Annotated in this window: 18 protein-coding genes; 12 read left to right on the top strand and 6 right to left on the bottom strand. The window is 52.5% G+C overall.

Going from position 1 to position 17,883, the window contains the following annotated elements; all coding sequences use genetic code 11:
* The first annotated feature begins 315 nt into the window (after nt 1–315).
* Complete coding sequence (locus tag LC431_RS03700; protein WP_223509282.1) at nt 316–1,812, top strand: MFS transporter; 1,497 nt, start codon at nt 316–318, stop codon at nt 1,810–1,812.
* A 187-nt stretch (nt 1,813–1,999) separates the two neighbouring features.
* Here LC431_RS03700 and LC431_RS03695 read toward each other — a convergent pair whose 3' ends face one another.
* Both LC431_RS03695 and LC431_RS03690 read right to left on the bottom strand, forming a co-directional pair.
* A complete protein-coding gene (locus LC431_RS03695; protein WP_223509281.1) occupies nt 2,000–3,106 on the bottom strand; it encodes a suppressor of fused domain protein in 1,107 nt (368 codons plus the stop codon).
* 141 nt (nt 3,107–3,247) lie between these two features.
* The gene (locus tag LC431_RS03690; RefSeq protein WP_223509280.1) at nt 3,248–4,144 is read right to left on the bottom strand and encodes a LysR family transcriptional regulator; all 897 of its coding nucleotides are present in this window, start codon (nt 4,142–4,144) and stop codon (nt 3,248–3,250) included.
* Between the two features lie 201 nt (nt 4,145–4,345).
* Between LC431_RS03690 and LC431_RS03685 the strand changes: the two genes are divergently transcribed.
* The 3 genes from LC431_RS03685 to abgT all read left to right on the top strand — a co-directional run bounded on the left by LC431_RS03685 (nt 4,346) and on the right by abgT (nt 8,757).
* Entirely contained in the window at nt 4,346–5,662 is a 1,317-nt protein-coding gene (locus LC431_RS03685) for a M20 family metallo-hydrolase (RefSeq protein WP_013576343.1), read from the top strand.
* Nucleotides 5,662–7,128 carry a M20 family metallopeptidase gene (locus tag LC431_RS03680; protein WP_013576344.1) on the top strand — a complete coding sequence of 489 codons (1,467 nt, stop codon included), beginning with the start codon at nt 5,662–5,664 and terminating at the stop codon, nt 7,126–7,128. The genes LC431_RS03685 and LC431_RS03680 overlap by 1 nt, the downstream gene beginning before the upstream one ends.
* 105 nt (nt 7,129–7,233) lie before the next feature.
* Nucleotides 7,234–8,757, top strand: a complete 1,524-nt coding sequence (abgT, locus tag LC431_RS03675; RefSeq protein ID WP_013576345.1) for a p-aminobenzoyl-glutamate transporter — start codon at nt 7,234–7,236, stop codon at nt 8,755–8,757.
* Between the two features lie 3 nt (nt 8,758–8,760).
* Here abgT and LC431_RS03670 read toward each other — a convergent pair whose 3' ends face one another.
* Together LC431_RS03670 and LC431_RS03665 are read right to left on the bottom strand one after the other, a co-directional pair.
* Nucleotides 8,761–9,627: an oxygenase MpaB family protein gene (locus LC431_RS03670; RefSeq protein WP_153374658.1), complete on the bottom strand. Its 867-nt coding sequence runs from the start codon at nt 9,625–9,627 to the stop codon at nt 8,761–8,763.
* 17 nt (nt 9,628–9,644) lie between these two features.
* Nucleotides 9,645–10,304 (bottom strand): TetR/AcrR family transcriptional regulator, encoded by a 660-nt coding sequence (locus LC431_RS03665; protein WP_223509279.1) that lies wholly within the window; start codon nt 10,302–10,304, stop codon nt 9,645–9,647.
* Between the two features lie 210 nt (nt 10,305–10,514).
* Between LC431_RS03665 and LC431_RS03660 the strand changes: the two genes are divergently transcribed.
* The 7 genes from LC431_RS03660 (at nt 10,515) to LC431_RS03630 (ending at nt 14,599) form a co-directional block, all read left to right on the top strand.
* Entirely contained in the window at nt 10,515–10,772 is a 258-nt protein-coding gene (locus LC431_RS03660) for a hypothetical protein (RefSeq protein WP_013576348.1), read from the top strand.
* 416 nt (nt 10,773–11,188) lie between these two features.
* A complete protein-coding gene (locus tag LC431_RS03655; RefSeq protein WP_013576349.1) occupies nt 11,189–11,446 on the top strand; it encodes a YdgH/BhsA/McbA-like domain containing protein in 258 nt (85 codons plus the stop codon).
* A gap of 169 nt (nt 11,447–11,615) precedes the next feature.
* On the top strand, nt 11,616–11,873 hold the full coding sequence (locus tag LC431_RS03650) for a YdgH/BhsA/McbA-like domain containing protein (protein WP_013576350.1): 258 nt from the start codon (nt 11,616–11,618) through the stop codon (nt 11,871–11,873).
* Between the two features lie 151 nt (nt 11,874–12,024).
* Nucleotides 12,025–12,282, top strand: coding sequence for a DUF1471 domain-containing protein (locus tag LC431_RS03645; RefSeq protein ID WP_013576351.1), 258 nt, complete (start codon nt 12,025–12,027; stop codon nt 12,280–12,282).
* 247 nt (nt 12,283–12,529) lie between these two features.
* Nucleotides 12,530–13,744: an MFS transporter gene (locus tag LC431_RS03640; protein ID WP_223509278.1), complete on the top strand. Its 1,215-nt coding sequence runs from the start codon at nt 12,530–12,532 to the stop codon at nt 13,742–13,744.
* Nucleotides 13,745–13,917: 173 nt separating this feature from the next.
* Nucleotides 13,918–14,277 (top strand): type II toxin-antitoxin system RelE/ParE family toxin, encoded by a 360-nt coding sequence (locus tag LC431_RS03635; protein WP_013576353.1) that lies wholly within the window; start codon nt 13,918–13,920, stop codon nt 14,275–14,277.
* Nucleotides 14,258–14,599, top strand: coding sequence for a helix-turn-helix domain-containing protein (locus tag LC431_RS03630; protein ID WP_013576354.1), 342 nt, complete (start codon nt 14,258–14,260; stop codon nt 14,597–14,599). Before LC431_RS03635 ends, LC431_RS03630 begins: the two co-directional genes overlap by 20 nt.
* A gap of 68 nt (nt 14,600–14,667) precedes the next feature.
* Here the strand turns inward: LC431_RS03630 and ddlA are convergent, their stop codons facing one another.
* Both ddlA and LC431_RS03620 read right to left on the bottom strand, forming a co-directional pair.
* Entirely contained in the window at nt 14,668–15,765 is a 1,098-nt protein-coding gene (gene ddlA, locus LC431_RS03625; protein ID WP_013576355.1) for a D-alanine--D-alanine ligase, read from the bottom strand.
* A 58-nt stretch (nt 15,766–15,823) separates the two neighbouring features.
* Nucleotides 15,824–16,153: a DHCW motif cupin fold protein gene (locus tag LC431_RS03620; RefSeq protein WP_013576356.1), complete on the bottom strand. Its 330-nt coding sequence runs from the start codon at nt 16,151–16,153 to the stop codon at nt 15,824–15,826.
* A 335-nt stretch (nt 16,154–16,488) separates the two neighbouring features.
* Here LC431_RS03620 and LC431_RS03615 point away from each other — a divergent pair, with 335 nt between their 5' ends.
* Nucleotides 16,489–17,868 (top strand): NAD-dependent succinate-semialdehyde dehydrogenase, encoded by a 1,380-nt coding sequence (locus LC431_RS03615; RefSeq protein WP_013576357.1) that lies wholly within the window; start codon nt 16,489–16,491, stop codon nt 17,866–17,868.
* The last annotated feature ends 15 nt before the right edge of the window (nt 17,869–17,883 follow it).

Raw genomic sequence — 17,883 nt, 5'->3', positions numbered from 1 at the left:
GCTCTGTCTTTCGGCTTTCATCTGAATAAACAAGCTGCTAACAAGAATAGTCCAATTTCGCGCAGGGAAACGGAGAGTGAGCCATAAAAGCAGGCGGCGGAAGCGGAGTAAAATGCATAAATGTTCGAAGCTTATCCGCTAAATCACTGAGACAAGACAGGCTGTTTCCCCCGAAGAAGATGTTCACCGCTGCCTTTTAGATCACTTTGTTTTAACTTATAGCCATTTGTTTTCACGCAACGTCTAATCAGGACTTGTGACCGGCATCACCTCGCCTCTATGCTGGTTTTTTTGTCAAAAAGCGTAAACACAACAATGTCTGATTCAATTGCGGCCTCTCAGACCGCCTCTTCAGGGGATTACAGCGCAGATTCTGCGCCTGACCAGCCGGTGGTGATTCGTTCCGCTGCCGATATTACTCAGTTAGTGAACCGCGGCGCAGCGAAAATCAGCGACGCACGCATCGTGATTGCTATCGCACTCGGCGGCGTTTTCCTCGACGCTTATGACCTCGGTGCGCTGGCTTTCGGAATGAAAGATATCACCCGCCAGTTTGGGCTGACGCCTTCCGGCGCGGGCTTTGTGGCCTCGGCGATTACCTTCGGGGCGATTGTCGGCGCATTGTTCGGCGGCTATCTGACCGACAAAATCGGCCGTTACCGCGTCTTTATGGCTGATATGTTCTTCTTCGTGATTGCCGCGCTGGCCTGCGCCTTTGCACCGAATGAATGGGTGCTCGGCGGGTCGCGCTTCGTGATGGGATTAGGCGTCGGCATCGATTTACCGGTGGCGATGGCGTTTCTTGCGGAGTTCTCAAAACTTCAGGGGCGCGGCAATAAAGCCTCGCGCGTGGCGATGTGGTGCCCGACGTGGTACGCGGCGATCAGCGTCTCGTATCTGCTGGTTCTGCTGCTTTACGCAGTACTGCCTGCCACGCACACCGACTGGTTGTGGCGTCTGATCCTCGGCTTCGGCGCGGTGCCTGCGATTCTGATTATCGCTATCCGTCACCGTTATATGAATGAATCGCCGGTCTGGGCGGCCAATCAGGGCGACCTGCAAAGCGCGGCGGCGATCCTGAGAAAGTCTTACAACATCAATGCGGTAGTGGCTGAAGATGCGGACAAAACACCGCAGGTGAAAGTGCGCAAAGCCGCATGGCGTAACTACGGCACGCTGTTGCAGGGCATTTATCTGCGGCGCACCGTGCTGGCGACCGTGACGGCGGTGGCCTCGTCATTTGCCTATAATGCGGTGGCATTCGGGTTACCGGTGATTTTATCCAGCTTCCTGCAACAATCGATGATCAGCACCATTCTGTTCTCGCTCGGCCTGAACCTGTGCTTCGCTTTTGTCGGTGGTCTGATTGCGGTACGGTATGTGTCGAAATTTGGTGCATGGAAAATGACCTACGCCGGTTACGCCTGCCAGCTGGTGGCGATGATCGGTCTGGCACTGGTCGGCCGCCCGGCAGACGGTGGCGAAGCCGCAATTTCCATCGCCATGCTGGCGTTATTCCTGTTCGGTCAGGGGTTCGGGCCGGGATCGCACACCATGACATTTGCGTCACTGAGCTACCCGACATCACTGCGCGGCATGGGTGTCGGCTTCAACCAGACGCTGATGCGCGCCAGCTCCACCCTTTCACTGTTCCTGTTTCCGGTGCTTTCCGCCGCACTCGGCACCGGCGTGTTCTGGGTGATCGCCTTAGCGCCACTGGCAGGCTTAATCGTACTGACAGCGGTACGCTGGGAACCGTCGGGATATGATGTTGATGCTGAGGATTTTCAGCAGGAAATTAAACCGGTTTAGGTTTTTGCCTTGCTCCTCCCCCTGCGAAGGGGGAGGCTGGGAGGGGGTTTTAAAGACAACACAATAGGTACTGCACTCTTCAATTCTTTGATTCTTCTTTAATACCCCACCCCAACCCTCCCCTTCGCAGGGGAGGGAGCAGATCGGTATTCTTACTCATCTCTGTGAGAAAACTGAGAGAGTGACATCAAACCACCGCACTTCTCGGCGCAAACACATACCCGATATCGTTCTTGATCATCGCGGCGACCAGTTCAAATCCGCCATTCGGTCTGGCCTGCGCAAACTCCAGTTCGCTGGTAAACACCGGACTGACCCAAAACAGATTCACCGGATCCCCGTAAATTTTTGGCAGACGCATTTTGTCTGCCGGACCGCATAATGCGGAGGAAATCACGTGTCCTTCAAAGCCGAGCGGTGCCATCGGCGACATCAGCGTGTGGCCTTCACCCAACCAGCTGAGAGTCGTCCAGGGAATCTGTGCATAACCGGATAACGCGCTGGCCATCTGCACGGCATTTTCTTCTGTCACATATTCTTTGCCGACCGAAAATGCGAGTTCGATGCGACGATGCTTTTCTGCTTCATCGTTGAAAACAATATCAATTTGCGGCATCGGACGGATACTCATGCCGACCGTGAAGAAGTAATAATTCTCTTCATCTTCATGCTGAGAAATCGCCATCGGCGGCCAGTTGCCCTGATTGATCAGATAATATTTCAGTGATGGGCCAAAGCGATTTTCGTAGGATTCCAGCAGCTTGCGCTGGATTTTCGGCCACGGATTGCTGAATTCATTTTGCCAGTCACGCCAGAACAGGCGGGTCTTTTCTGCCAGTTCACATTGCGTGTTGGTCGAGGCAGAACCCAGCGGGAAGGTCAGCGGATTCTGTTTAATGCAGCCGGCGGAATAACACACCGAATGGTCGATATACAAACTCCAGCCGGGGATCACCGCCAGCAATAATCCCTGATACCACAACGCCGCGCCGTCATCGCTTTCATTCCAGAGGATCTGAATTTGTGCAGGCTCCAGCGGCGCTTCGCCCTCCAGATTGCGGCAGTATTGCGCCGCCAGCATCGGGGCAATCCCCTGCTCCATTGCCTCTGTGTCATCGTTCAGCGGTGCGGGCACCAGATTACGTACCCAGCAGGCGCGCATTTTCGGAAAGCGGTCGCGCAAATCTTCGCGGGCGAAAATATAGAAATACACCACGCGGTTATCCTGCTCGACCAGCGCGGTCAGGGTTTGTTTGTCGTTACTGACTTCAGCAACAATGTCGGACTGGCGCATATGACCTCAACAATATCAGGAAGCTTATTATTCCCTGTGATGGTCAGTGTAGAACGGATAAGCCAGGCCGATAACGGGCAATATTCCCAAAAATCCCCGATAAATCATTAAAACAGGTGCTTTTTTGTCAAAATATCAACATCAGCGGCAATACATCCGAAACAGCTGCGCCAGATGCGCGGCCATCGGCGTCAGCGTGGTATCACGTCGCTGAATGAGATAGAACGTGGCTTTCGGCAGCGGCAGATCAAGATCCAGCGCGACCAGACTCTGGCCGATCACCGGATCGTTAATGACATCGACGGACAACACGCTGAGAAAATCGGTCTTGGCGATCAGGCTGGTGCAGGACATAAAAGTTTCGCAAATCACGCTGATATTCGGCTCGGCATCCATTTCGCTGAACACTTCGCTGAGCAGTTTGTAATAGCTGCCGCGTGGCGTCGGCATCGTCCAGTCGCAATGCAAAAGCTCCTGCATCGAACGGGCATGCTGCATCGGATGACCACGCCTTGCCACCACGCGATACTCTTTATCCATAAGCTTTTCATATAACAGTTCGTTATCAAAGGGCCCCTGATAATAGGTATTCACGGTGAAATCCAGCTCGCCCTGACGCATCTCCGGGATCATCGATACCAGTTGCCCCTCGGCAATCCGCACCTTCACATGGGGGAATTCACGGTGAAAACGGTCAATGACTTCCGGCATGATGGTGCGGGCAATGCTGGCACCGACGCCGATATTGACCCTGCCGCTGGTCCCGCCGAGGCGCTGAGCGATGTCTTCCTGCGCCACCCTCAGCTCTTCCAGAATCAGGCTTGCGCGCTTAAAAAACGCGTCACCACAATCAGTTAGCGTCACGCCCTGACGGCGACGGACAAATAACCTCGCCCCCAGATTTTCTTCCAGTTCTTTAATTGATTTGGTCAGCGCGGGCTGTGAAAGATTCTGCATCCGGCTGGCGGCACGAATACTGCCCTGACGTGCGACCGAAACAAACGCCCGCAACTGATGCATTTTTATTTGTGATGGCATGAGATTCTTTGATAACCCCTGATTATCACTAAGAAGATTTTGGCATCTTATATGCCCTGAACGCTTTATGTACATTGAAAATCATATCAGGCCGCCTTTCGCCGCTTTCTGCGTGCGGGTCTGCACTTCCCGAAGCTTTGATTTCCTCCTTTCTGCCGCTGTGCGGAAAGCCTGCATGTCTGTGTAAAAAGAGAGTCCGTGATGGTTAATGAGATTTCTGAACGTGTAGAAAAGCTGTTCCCTTCCCTGCAAAAGCAACGTCGTGATCTGCATAAATACGCCGAATCCGGTTGGCTGGAGTTTCGTACCTCCACGCTGGTGGCCGATCGTCTGGAAAAACTGGGCTATTCACTGCAACTCGGCAAAGAAGTCATCGACGCGGATTCGCGTATGGGGCTGCCTTCCGCTGCCGTGCTGGCCGAACAGGAGCAGCGCGCACTGGAACAAGGCGCGATTGCCCGCTGGATGCCGCATTTCTCCGGCGGTTTCACCGGGATTGTCGCCACGCTGGAAACCGGTCGCCCCGGCCCGGTAATGGGTTTTCGGGTGGATATGGACGCGCTGGATTTAAACGAAGTACTGGAAGACCAGCATCGCCCGTTCCGCGACGGGTTTGCTTCGGCCAATAACGGCATGATGCATGCCTGTGGTCACGACGGTCACACCACCATTGGCCTCGGGCTGGCAGACGTGCTGATGCAGGTGCGCGACCAGCTCTGCGGCACCATCAAGCTGATTTTCCAGCCTGCCGAGGAAGGCACGCGCGGCGCGAAATCCATGGTTGAAGCGGGCGTGGTGGACGACGTGCAATATTTCACCGCCGTGCATATCGGCACCGGCGTACCGGCTAATCACATCGTGTGCGGTAACGATACTTTTATGGCAACGACCAAGCTCGACGTGCACTTCACCGGCGTGGCCTCACATGCGGGCGGTAAGCCGGAGGATGGCCGCAATGCCCTGCTGGCGGCGGCGCAGGCAACACTGGGTTTGCATGCGATCCCGCGTCACAGCGGCGGTGATTCACGCATTAATGTCGGCGTTTTACAGGCTGGTACCGGGCGCAATGTGGTGCCTTCCAGCGCCACGATGAAAGTAGAAACGCGTGGCACCACCAATGAGGTGAACGAATTTATTTATCAGCAGGCGCTGAAAGTGATTTCCGGCGCAGCCGAAATGCATCAGGTGAAATTCGACATCAAACTGATGGGCGCGGCGCAAAGCAGCACGCCGACGCCCGCCTGGGTGAATTACATCCACCGTCAGGCGGAAAAACTCGGCGAGTTTGAGCAGATTATCGACCGTCAGGAAGGCGCAGCGGGTTCGGAAGATGCCACCTATATGATGGAGCGCGTAAAAGCCCGCGGTGGCGAAGCCTCTTATGTCATTTTCGGCACTGATCTGAGCGCGGGTCATCACAATGAACTGTTTGATTTCGATGAAAAAGTGATGTCTCAGGGCATTAAAACCCTGGCGGCACTGGCGCTGAATATCGCTGAATTCAAAGGGGAACGCTGATGACGTCGCACGTGCCACATCAACAGAACGTCGTGAATTTCATCAATGATTTCATCGATAACCAGCAACCCGCGCTGGCAGAAATCAGCGATGCCATCTGGGATCATCCTGAAACCCGCTTTGTCGAATCCTTCTCTTCTGCATTACTGGCCGACAAACTCGACGCCAGCGGATTTGCCGTTGAGCGCGGCGTGGGTGGCATGGAAACGGCGTTTATCGCCAGCTTCGGCAGCGGAAAACCAGTGATTGCCCTGCTCGGCGAATTCGACGCGCTGGCCGGTTTAAGCCAGAAAGCCGGTTGCGATGTAGCGCAGCCACTGGTGGAAAACGGCAACGGCCACGGTTGCGGCCATAATCTGCTGGGAACGGCGGCACTCGGCGGCGCGCTGGCAGTGAAAGCCTGGATGGAACGTGAAAACATTCAGGGCACGGTGCGTTTTTACGGCTGCCCGGGTGAAGAAGGTGGCTCCGGCAAAACCTTTATGGCCCGCGAAGGATTGTTCGATGACGTCGATGCCGCACTGACCTGGCATCCGGAAACCTACAGCGGCATGTTCAGCAACCAGACGCTGGCCAATATTCAGGCGTCGTTCAGCTTTAAAGGCGTGTCCTCACACGCCGCCGCCGCGCCACATCTGGGTCGCAGCGCGCTGGATGCCCTGACGCTGATGAATACCGGCGCGAACTTCCTCCGTGAGCACATCATTCAGGAAGCGCGCCTGCATTACGCGATCACCAACGCGGGCGGGATTTCGCCCAACGTGGTGCAGGCAGACGCCGAAGTGCTGTATCTGGTACGCGCGCCGCAAATGGATCAGGCGCAGGCGATTTTCGACCGCGTGGTGGATATCGCCAAAGGCGCAGCGCTGATGACCGGCACACAGATGTCGATGCGCTTTGACAAGGCCTGTTCCAACTACGTGCCCAACCGCACACTGGAAAGCGCGATGTATCAGTATGTGCAGGCTTTCGGCACTCCGCATTACACCGCCGAAGAGCGGGCGTTTGCGGCGTCGATTCATGCCACGCTGAGCGAACAGGATATCGATAACAATCTGCTGAATATCTCCCGTACCAGCGGCGCGGAAGGCGTGGAATTCGCCGAAACCTTGCGCCATTCCCCGCTGACAGACTCCGTTGCTCCGTATGCCCCGAACGGCAATATCCTCTACGGCTCAACGGACGTCGGTGATGTGAGCTGGCTGGTGCCGACGGCGCAGTGTTTCAGCCCGTGTTTTGCGGTCGGTTCGCCGCTGCATACCTGGCAGATTGTGTCGCAGGGGCGGACCTCCATCGCCCATAAAGGCATGTGTCTGGCAGCGAAAATCATGTCATCGACCGCGATAGACCTGTTCACCCGGCCGGATTTACTGACGGCCTGTCAGAAAGAGCGCGATGCACAACGTGCACGACGCCCGTATCAGTGCCCGATCCCGGCAGGCGTAAAACCTTCGCCATTGAAATAAATCACGGGTGTCAGTTAATGATGTAAACCGCTCATTCGCGTCCCGTTCCGGCACGGATGAGCGGCATAAATATAAAAAAAGACAAACACGACAGAGGGTTAACAGATGAGTATTCAGGCGCAAGATTCCGGCCAGAGTCCGGGGGGATTTCTTCAGTGGGTTGAACGTGTGGGGAATAAAATTCCCAACCCGTTTTTGTTATTTGTTTACCTGATCGCCGTGCTGATGGTCGCCAGTGCGGTGATTTCATGGCTGAATATTACGGCAGTAAACCCAACCAACGGTGAGGTAATCCATGTAAAAAACCTGCTGAGCGTGGAAGGTATTCAGTGGATTTTGCCGAACGTCATTAAAAATTTCAGCGGATTTACCCCGCTCGGCTCGATTCTGGCGCTGGTGATTGGTGCCGGACTGGCGGAGCGCGTCGGGCTGCTGCAAAGCCTGATGTACAAAATGGCGTCCAAAGTAAACGCCCGTTACGCCAGCTATATGGTGATTTTTATCGCCTTCTTCAGCCACATTTCGTCGGATGCCGCACTGGTGGTGATGCCGCCGCTGGGCGCACTGATTTTCCTCGCAGTCGGACGTCATCCCGTGGCTGGTTTACTGGCGGCTATCGCCGGTGTTGGCTGCGGTTTCACGGCTAACCTGCTGATTGTGACCACCGATGTGTTGTTATCCGGTCTGAGTACCGAGGCGGCAAAGGCGATTAATCCGGCGGTTCAGGTCAGTGTGATCGACAACTGGTACTTTATGGCAGCCTCGGTGATTTTGCTGACCATCGTGGGTGCCATTCTGACCGATAAATTCGTTGAACCGCGCCTGCCGGTGTATCACGGCGAGCGTAACGAAGAGATGAAAAAGCTGACGCCGGAACAGAACCGCGGCCTGATGGCGAGCGGCATTGCGGCGCTGGTGTTTATCGCCCTGGTGGCGTTGCTGGTGGTGCCGGAAGCCGCGCCGCTGCGCAATCCGAAAACCGGCGGCATCATCCCTTCGCCATTTATTCAGGGCATCGTACCGCTGATTATTCTGTTCTTTTTCGTGATTTCAGTGCCTTACGGCATGGTGACCAAGCAGATCCGCAGCGCCAGTGACGTGCCGGATTTGCTGGTGGATCCAATGAAATCCATGGCGGGTTTTATTGTGATGGTGTTCCCGCTGTCCCAGTTTGTGGCGTTTTTCAACTGGAGTAATATGGGGAAATTCATGGCGATCGGGCTGACGGATGTGCTGGAAAACTTAGGCATGACCGGCATCCCGGCGTTTCTCGGCCTGATTTTCCTGTCGGCATTGCTGTGTATGTTTATCGCCAGCGGCTCGGCCATCTGGTCGATTCTGGCACCGATATTTGTGCCGATGTTTATGCTGCTCGGTTTCCATCCGGCGTTCGCGCAAATCGTGTTCCGCGTCGCGGATTCTTCGGTGATCCCGCTCGCGCCGATGTCGCCGTTTGTGCCGCTGTTCCTCGGATTCCTGCAGCGCTACAACAAAGAAGCGAAACTCGGCACCTATTATTCGCTGGTGCTGCCGTATCCGATTGTGTTTTTCGTGGTGTGGCTGCTGATGCTGGTGGGCTGGTATCTGCTGGGTCTGCCCATCGGTCCGGGCGTTTATCCGCATCTTTAACGGTCAGTGCAGACGCCCCATACGGCGCATGGCCCGGTGCCATGAGCCGTTTCTCACCGCCCAGCGCAATACCCCTGCAATGCAACGGGTGGCGAAACGAATCCTCCGGCGCTTTTGCGGGGAAAGGGAAATCCCCAGTTGGATTGCTGCCCACTCAGGCAATAATTCAATGCCAGCCTGAATCATCAGGCTGCCCACCGGCCTGGCCAGACGGCTCGGCGCGGGTGCATTCTGCAATAATCTTACCACTTCAAGCGTCCGTTCATCGCAGCGCAACTGCGGGCGCATCGCCTGCAGATAGGCTTCTACCGCATCGACACTCTCCGGCACATTTCCCGCCCCCAGGCTTTTCGCCACACGGGAAAACTCCTGATAATAGCGGTTCTGATCGCTCAGGCTGAGCGCAGGATTGCGATAACGCAGATGCGATTGCAGGAAGCTGTACGCTTCGGCTACGTGCACCCAGACCAGTAAATCCGGATCGCTGGCCGCATAAGGCGTGCCGTAAGCATCGGTACCGGTCACCCGCAAATGAATGGATTTTACTTTTTCGATTAACGCGTTGGCGTCATTAACAGGCGCAAAAGTCGTCCCGGAAATGAACTGACTGGTGCGACGAAGTCGCCCGAGCATATCTTCACGAAATGAGGAATGATCCCAGACACCGGCAAGCGCCAGCGGATGAAGCATTTGCAGCAATAAGGCACTGACGCCGCCACAAAGCATGGATGAGAAGTCTCCGTGAATTCGCCAGGTGATGCTTTGCGGACCAAACAGTCCCGGGTCACCCGGCGGATTCTCAAAGTCTATACCGCCTAACGCCAGGCCCGAAAGACTCAGCACCTGACGTTCTATTCTCTTTCTTAACAATTATCTTAACTCAGTGATTAATGTGCGGCTTTGCTGATAACCGTGGCTTTGGTCAGCTCCGGCCACAGGTTCATGACCACGTCAATCAGCCGGTTGAGTTCATCAGAACTTGCGCCGTCACGGGCCTGTACGGAGAAGCCCTGAATGGTGCAGGCCAGGTATTTCGCCAGCAGCGCGCTGTCAGTTACCGCAGTCAAATCACCGCTCTGTTTTTTCTTCTCGAAATATTCAAACAGAGTGCGTTCCTGCGAAAGGTGGCGCGCACGCAGCATTTCGGCAATATCCGCAGAAGATGAAGACATCCCGGATGATGCGCTGATCATAAAGCAGCCACTTGGCGTGTCGCAGTCGGTAAACAGCTCAACGATGGCACGCAGATAGCGCCCAACCGTATCCTCAACGGACAAATCTGTTCTGCTCAGTAAACATGAGCTCTTTTCGTAAAAGTTTTTCAGATAATGTTCAACGGCTGCGCGGAAAAGCCCTTCTTTGTTACCAAATTCGGCATACAAAGTTGGCGCTTTTGCACCGGTTGCTTCGACCAAATCGGCTAATGAAGTGGCCTCGTAACCATGGCGCCAGAATAAATTCAAGGCCTTGCTCAGAGCAGTTCCACGATCGAACTGTTTTGGGCGACCGCGACTTTTCCGGACCAAAGCCGTCTGTTCAGTGCTCATACACCCTCCTTCCATCACCATTGTGATTATGGTTATTAAAATAGTTATAGAAATAACTTAACGATCATTATTAAAAATAGTTGCGCACAAGTCCAGCGGAGTTTATCATTTAATTATCGAGCGATAAGAAAATCACTCAAACCCGCAAAGCTGCACAACTAAAACGCTTTTATAAGCCTTTTGCAGACAACACATTCAGGACGTAACATCATGAGTAACTTTAAAATCCTTCTTGCAGTTCTGGCATTAACCGCTGTACCGGTTGCCAATGTTGCCGCACAGCAGGTTATCATGATGCCTTTGCAGAGTCAGGAAGTGCGGATGGTCAATGTGACCGGTGACAGTAACTTCTGTAACCCGGCCACCTGTACGAACAAAAAAATCGAACAGGGCCGTATTCCTACTTCTCCCACTCAACCACCTGCGCCTTCAACCTCTGGTCATCAGCCCGCTTCTGTTTATTACTAATGACCACGGAGCCTGATGACAGACCGTCAGGGCAGGAATCACGATAAGGCGGCTTATGTCGCCTTATCTTTTTCCTGGCCGCCCCATGTTTTATCACCCTCGCTGGCCAGAACCAACCATTAACTTAGCGATCATTAAAGATTCATTCAGCAAAATTATGCATAAAGGATTTTCAATTCTTATCGCGAATCATTTTAAAAACATTCATTTAACAAAATGAAAACAAAAACCGCGTTTAGCGTGACGTTCATCACAGCACGATTAGTTAACGTTCATTAAAAAAACATCTTGCACAAACTCTCAACACTCCCTATCATTTACTTATCGAACGTTAACTAATAACTAACGTTGACCCGAAACTGAGGTTCCTGAATAAGGCACCCCGAATAAAAAATTGACGAACAGGAATTAACATCATGAAAACTATCGCAATGACAATCGCAGCACTCACACTTGCTACCGCTTCTTTCTCTACCCTGGCGGCGACTGAGGTTCAGTCTGTACCTGCGGGTGAACAAACTATCGGTACTGTCAGCGCCTCTTCAAACGGTGACCTGAGCACACTGCAGTCAAAACTGAACGCGAAAGCCACTGAAGCCGGTGCAAGCTCATACCGCATCATCGGTGCTTCTGGTGAAAACCATCTGTACGGTACTGCTGAGCTGTATAAATAAGGCCTGAAGATTTCGTTAGCAGATTGTTCCGCACAATAAGTTAACGATTAATAAATAAATGAGTTGCACAGAATGTGATCCAGGTCTAACATTTACTTATCAACTGTTAAGAAATAACAGTCGGACCTAATAATCACCTGCTGATAAACAGATAAAAAGGAAGACCATCATGAAAAATATCACTATGACTTTAGCTGCAATTGCGCTTGCTACCGCCTCATTCTCTACCCTGGCAGCGACTGAAGTTCAGTCTGCACCAGAAGGTCAACAAGCAATTGGTGTGGTAAGTGCTTCTTCAAGCAATGATTTATCAAGCCTGCAGAACAAACTGAATGCAAAAGCCAACGAAGCGGGTGCAAGCTCATACCGTATCATCGGCGCTTCAGGTGAAAACCATCTGTACGGTACTGCTGAGCTGTATAAATAAGCACAAGAATAAGCAATTTAAGGGTACAACAGCATTTAGTTAACGATTAATAAGCTAGATGTTGTATCGGACAGAAGACAGCTTTGCACATTAAATGAACGTTGATGACAACGCCTGGCAAAGCTCAAAAATACGAAATGAGGAAAATAACATGAAAAACGTAACAATGACTCTTGCTGCAATCGCACTGGCTACCGCTTCATTCTCGACTCTGGCAGCGACTGAAGTTCAGTCCGCACCGGCAGGTCAGCAGGCAATTGGTGTGGTCAGCGCAACATCAGGTAACAGCCTGAGCAGCCTGCAGGACAAACTGAATGCTAAAGCCAGCGAAGCCGGTGCAAGCTCTTACCGTATCATCGGTGCTTCAGGTGATAACCATCTGTATGGCACAGCTGAACTGTATAAATAAGCTGAAGTAAGCAGTAAAAAAGCAGTAAGCAGAAGAGGCGGCATTTGCCGCCTTTTTCGTGTCTGTGTTTTATGAAAAATTTCTCTGAATGCTCCCTGCCCGCCTGACCTTGTGCTACATTTTTCTCTTCTATTTCCTTAAGGCCCTCTTTCCCAATGTAACGAACTCTCATCACTGACAGTTTTTCTTCTCCCTGTTGCCTGCGGGCAATTCGGGGTTTCTGTTATTTCTGATGAGAATCTCTTTCATGAATTCGTTATTAATTGCGCTCATACGCGCACTGCGCAGCCATCGCTGGCTGCGGCTGCTGGGCTTTGCCTTTATTTTATCATCTCTGGATAATGGCCTGACACAGGTGGTGGTTTTTGGTCAACTGCTGCGCTGGAACGCCTCCCCTGCTACGCTGACTTTCGCTTATATGCTGGCAACATTGCCCGGCTTTATCGGAAGTCTGTGGGGCGAACGCCTGTGCAGAAAAATGTCGCCGCTGCAGATTTTGATCCTGACCGAAATTCTCGGCATGGTGGCATTGATATTTCCGCTGTACGGCTTGCTGTCACACAATATTTCCGCGTTGCTGGCTGTTCAGTCTGCCGAGGCGTTGCTCAGCGGGATGAGTTATCCGGCGCTCACATTGTTATTCAAACGCGGGCTGAGTGTTGATGAGTTACCGGCAGCGACGGCAATGGAAACGCTGATCTTCGCGGCGCAGGTCATGCTCGGCACCGGCGCAGGGGTTTTGTTGTTCAATGTTGTTTCGCCACTCAGCATTCTGCTGCTTGATGCCCTGAGTTTTGCCGCATCTGCCATTTTGCTTCTGATCACCCGGAAAATATTTCAGGCCAGATGCGCCGACACAACGCCCGCTGATTCCGCCGTACCCGCGTCACTGCGCTGGAAAAATTACTCACCGCTACAGAAACGAAGCGTCTTGCTGCTACCGGCGCTCGCCGCCGTCGGTTCACCCGCGATGGCATTATTGCCCGCACTGGCGCAACAAATCCGCCCTGAAGAAGCCACAGGTCTGGCGCTCCCTTTGTTGTTCTCCCGTAGCCTGGGACAACTTTGCGGGCCGTTATTGCTCAATGCCGACAAACTCCGCCGTTACAGCGCCAGCAACGGACGGTTATTGCTATGCCTGATGTTGTTTCTGGGCGGATATTTTCTGCTTTCTCCCCTCTCCGCCTGGCCGGTGGCCAGTCTGATGCTGATTTTCGGTGCTCATCTGGCCTCGAATGTGGTGTTTGCATTAGGGACTTTCGGCGTGCTGCAAAATTTTGCGGGCAGGCAGGTCGCCACAGCCAGCGCTCTGGCCTGGCGCGGACAAGTTATGGTGAGCGCTTTTGCCACCGGAGCCGCCGGTTTACTGGCTGATAGCATCGGGGCAACCGGCGCGCTTTATAGTGTGTCACTCGCCAGCCTGACCGGGGTTGTTATCTTACTCTGGCACTACAGAGCGTAATCAGAAAACGATAAAGGCAGGGATTTCTCCCTGCCTTTTAACCCCATGGAAGTGCTTTTCTTCGGCATATCTCGCAAGAATTCTCCTTACTTATCTCGTCAGACGTTGGCTGTCGTATAAAGACGTTGGCGTGAGGCATATTTAGGTATAAAATTTTATACACAAGGAAAGTGATGGTGATTAAAGATATCGACTGGCGTGGAAGTTCGTTGAAGGATTTACGTGATTTCCCCACAGACGCCAGAAAAAGAGCAGGCTATGAACTTGAACAAATTCAGCATGGGCTTCCCCCAACACAATGGAAGTCAGTCAGCGACTGGGGAGCTGGCGTGGTTGAAATCAAACTTGATGTGTTTGCCGGTACTTTTCGGGTTATCTATCTCGCTAAATTCGACGAGGCCATTTACATCCTGCACTGCTTTGCGAAAAAGAAGCAGCAAACCAGCCCGAAAGATATTTCCATTATAAAAAGCCGCTATGCCCAAATTGTCCGGGAGCGCCACAGGAGAGAAAATGAAAAAGGATGTTATTGATGTCGCATCACGACATATCACACCAGCAGGCGGAAATGTTTTCGCCGATTTGGGATTCAGCGCTGTCGAAGCACAGGCTTTACATGCCGATTCACAGCGTAAAATTGCCCATACTCTGGCGCTCAAAGAACAACTGATGACTGAAATTGGCCTCTGGATCGCCCATCAGAATTTACTTCAGAGCGATGCTGCAAAAATTTTGCAAGTTTCCCGCCCGCGCGTTTCTGACGTAGTGAACAAAAAGACGGATAAATTTACGCTCGATGCCCTGATTCTGATGCTGAGTCTGGCCGGAAAACAGGTAAAGCTGGTGGTTGAATAATCAGCAAAGAAAACGACAAAGGCAGGGATTTCTCCCTGCCTTTTCATCTCAATGCAAAATTTGAATAATCAGTTGGCAGAACTCTTCAGTTGGTTATCCTGCTGATGTTGCTCGAGCGCCAGCTCAATCAGGCGGGTGATCAGCTCACTGTAACTTAACCCGCTGGCTGCCCAGAGTTTCGGATACATACTGATGTTGGTGAAGCCCGGCAATGTATTGATTTCATTGATGACGACATCGCCCTGTTCTGTCAGGAAAACGTCCACACGCGCCATGCCGCGACATTCCAGCACCTGAAATGCCTGCAAGGCAATGGCGCGGATACGGTCGTGGGTCTCACGGGGTAAATCAGCCGGAACCGCAATGGAAGCACCGGATTCGTTGATGTATTTGGTATCGTAGGAATAAAACTCGTCGTGCAGGATCACTTCGCCACACACACTGGCCTGCGGGTGATCGTTACCCAACACAGCGCATTCAATTTCACGACCTTTAATGGCCGATTCCACCAGCACTTTGTGGTCGAAGCTGAAGGCTTTATCCAGCGCACGCTGATAGCCATCTTCATCACTGACTTTACTGACGCCCACCGATGAGCCCTGATTCGCAGGTTTGATAAAAAGCGGCAGACCGAGTTGTTGCGAAACACTGGCAAAGGTATTTTTCTGACGGTTCGCACGTGTCAGGCACACAAACGGGGCAACAGCCAGACCGGCATCGCGCAGCAAACGCTTGGTGACATCTTTATCCATGCTCACGGCGGAACCCAGCACGCCGGACCCCACGAAGGCAATATTTGCCATGCGCAGCAGCCCCTGCAAGGAACCGTCTTCCCCCAGCGTTCCGTGCACTATCGGGAAGATCACATCCACTTGCGACAACGCGCTGGCGCTGTGAGTCTCAATTAACTGATTCTCAGTCTGACCGGGGATCAGTGCAACCTGGTTATTCGAGCGGTTCAGGGCAATCAGCGACGGATTTTCAGCATTGATCAGGTAGTTACTGGCATCATTAATATGCCATTCCCCTTTCTTATCAATGCCCAGCAATGTCACATCAAAGCGTTGTTTATCAATCGCATCCACAATGTTTTTTGCCGACTGCAGTGACACTTCATGCTCTGCCGATTTACCACCGAAAATAATACCAACCCGTAATTTACTCACCTGCTGCTCCTTGTCGCCAGCCTCAGCGGACGGCGAACGTTTCTATAAACAACCACGACTAATCAACAACAAACAGTTTCGCGCCAATTGGTGTGGATGAACGGTGTGCTTCAGCATTGTCCGCCACCTGATAACTCATGCCCGGCGATAAGGTGAAATTCCGTCCGTCCTCAAGACGCGTATGAAGCTCCCCCTCCAGGCAGAACAAAACATGGCCTTTACTGCACCAGTGATCAGCCTCATAGCCAGGTGAATATTCAACGATACGCACACGGATATCGCCAAATTTTTGTGTACGCCACAGCGCCATGCCGGTATCACCCGGATGCTGCGTCGGCGTGACATCACTCCAGTCAGTCGTGCAAAACGGAATCGCATCAAGCTTCATGAGTTTCTCAATGTCGGGAAAAGGAAGGAAAGCCAGCATAAAAGTGAGCGGTAAATTTATCAATCGCTTGCTGAAAACAATTCATTAACAGCCGCTCGCAAAGTTGCGTAAAGCCGATTGTTCTTAGAGACAGGCTACAGCGCACGTATGTCAGGGCCAGGGGAGAATGCGGGCAGCACACGCCATACCGTTGTGTTGCATGAGATGTCTGTGGGACAGCGGTCACGTTTTTTCGACTATGCTTAATGTTCTGTTGAGAACGCAGAAAGGCGCACGCACCTCAATTCCAACGTGCCGTTGTTTTCGACGACACGCCACAAAACAAGGAGCAACATATGCCATATCAAACGATAAATCCGTTCAACAATAAGCTCATCAAAGAATATCAAACACATAACGATCAGCAGGTTGAAGAGGCACTCTCTGCCGCCCATGCTTTATACAAATCTGACTGGGGTCAGGGCGATATTAAGCAACGCGTTAACGTGCTGCATAAATTGTCAGAACTGATGGCTTCCCGTGTCGATGAACTGGCGGAAGTGGTCAGTGTAGAAATGGGGAAACTCATCGGCCAGAGCCGTGGCGAAGTGCAGATTTGCGCGGATATTGCGAAATTCTATGCCGAAAACGCCGAGGAATTTCTCAAACCTGTGCCGTATAAATCCGATCTCGGCGAAGCCTGGGTCGAGCATCATCCGATTGGGGTGATTATGGCCGTCGAGCCCTGGAATTTCCCGTTCTACCAGTTAATGCGTGTACTGGCACCGAATCTTGCCTCAGGTAACAGCGTGGTCGTCAAACACGCCAGTATCGTTCCTCATTGTGCGGAAACCTTTGAGAAACTGGTTACCGAAGCGGGTGCCCCAAAGGGCGCTTATACCAACCTGTTTATTTCTCAGGATCAGGTCAGTGCCATCATTGATGATGACCGCGTTCAGGGGGTCGCGCTGACCGGTTCGGAGAAAGCCGGTGCGGTCGTGGCTTCACGGGCGGCATCTAAGCTGAAGAAATCGACGCTGGAACTCGGCGGGAATGACGTGTTTGCCGTACTCGATGATGCGGATATCGATAAAGCTGCCAAAGCCGGTGCGCAGGCCCGTGTCTCTAATGCCGGACAGGTGTGTACGGCGGCCAAGCGCTTCATTATTCATGAAAAAGTCGCCGATGAATTCCTTAAAAAATTCACCGAACACTTTAAGGCACTGAAGATCGGCGATCCGCTGGATAAATCCACCACACTGGGACCGTTGTCCTCCGCGGAAGCCGTGAAAACGCTGAGCAAACAAGTGGATGATGCCGTGAAACACGGGGCGAAACTGCACTTTGGCGGTAAAAAGGTGGCAGACAATCCGGGCAACTTCTTTGAGCCAACGATTCTGACGCACATTACCCGCGATAATCCGGCCTATTTCGAAGAGTTCTTTGGCCCGGTCGCACAGGTGTACGTGGTGAAAAATGATGAGGAACTGGTGAAACTTGCCAACGACTCACATTACGGCCTCGGCGGTTCGCTGTTTACCACCGATCTGACCCGCGCCCGTAAGCTGGCGAGCCAGATTGAAACCGGTATGGTATACGTCAATTCGCCGACGGATACCGCTGCTGAACTGCCTTTCGGTGGTGTGAAACGCTCGGGCTTCGGCCGCGAACTCTCTGATCTCGGTATCAAAGAATTTGTGAACCAGAAACTGGTGGTGCTGGCCGCGAAATCATAAATATTTCAACCAGAG

It is taken from the genome of Rahnella sp. GSA61A (assembly GCF_019969905.1).
Lineage (GTDB): Bacteria > Pseudomonadota > Gammaproteobacteria > Enterobacterales > Enterobacteriaceae > Rahnella > Rahnella aceris.
Note: the sequence above shows the minus strand (reverse complement) of the source record. Positions and strands in the feature narration are given on the sequence as shown.

Excerpts from the sequence above, each read along its gene's own strand:
- LC431_RS03655 (WP_013576349.1), top strand. The coding sequence starts at position 11,189 with ATGAAAACTATCGCAATGACAATCGCAGCACTCACACTTGCTACCGCT.
- LC431_RS03640 (WP_223509278.1), top strand. The coding sequence starts at position 12,530 with ATGAATTCGTTATTAATTGCGCTCATACGCGCACTGCGCAGCCATCGC.
- LC431_RS03690 (WP_223509280.1), bottom strand. The coding sequence starts at position 4,144 with ATGCCATCACAAATAAAAATGCATCAGTTGCGGGCGTTTGTTTCGGTC.
- LC431_RS03660 (WP_013576348.1), top strand. The coding sequence starts at position 10,515 with ATGAGTAACTTTAAAATCCTTCTTGCAGTTCTGGCATTAACCGCTGTA.
- LC431_RS03665 (WP_223509279.1), bottom strand. The coding sequence starts at position 10,304 with ATGAGCACTGAACAGACGGCTTTGGTCCGGAAAAGTCGCGGTCGCCCA.
- LC431_RS03635 (WP_013576353.1), top strand. The coding sequence starts at position 13,918 with ATGGTGATTAAAGATATCGACTGGCGTGGAAGTTCGTTGAAGGATTTA.
- LC431_RS03645 (WP_013576351.1), top strand. The coding sequence starts at position 12,025 with ATGAAAAACGTAACAATGACTCTTGCTGCAATCGCACTGGCTACCGCT.
- LC431_RS03650 (WP_013576350.1), top strand. The coding sequence starts at position 11,616 with ATGAAAAATATCACTATGACTTTAGCTGCAATTGCGCTTGCTACCGCC.
- LC431_RS03680 (WP_013576344.1), top strand. The coding sequence starts at position 5,662 with ATGACGTCGCACGTGCCACATCAACAGAACGTCGTGAATTTCATCAAT.
- LC431_RS03695 (WP_223509281.1), bottom strand. The coding sequence starts at position 3,106 with ATGCGCCAGTCCGACATTGTTGCTGAAGTCAGTAACGACAAACAAACC.
- LC431_RS03620 (WP_013576356.1), bottom strand. The coding sequence starts at position 16,153 with ATGAAGCTTGATGCGATTCCGTTTTGCACGACTGACTGGAGTGATGTC.
- LC431_RS03685 (WP_013576343.1), top strand. The coding sequence starts at position 4,346 with ATGGTTAATGAGATTTCTGAACGTGTAGAAAAGCTGTTCCCTTCCCTG.
- LC431_RS03630 (WP_013576354.1), top strand. The coding sequence starts at position 14,258 with ATGAAAAAGGATGTTATTGATGTCGCATCACGACATATCACACCAGCA.
- abgT (WP_013576345.1), top strand. The coding sequence starts at position 7,234 with ATGAGTATTCAGGCGCAAGATTCCGGCCAGAGTCCGGGGGGATTTCTT.
- LC431_RS03615 (WP_013576357.1), top strand. The coding sequence starts at position 16,489 with ATGCCATATCAAACGATAAATCCGTTCAACAATAAGCTCATCAAAGAA.
- LC431_RS03700 (WP_223509282.1), top strand. The coding sequence starts at position 316 with ATGTCTGATTCAATTGCGGCCTCTCAGACCGCCTCTTCAGGGGATTAC.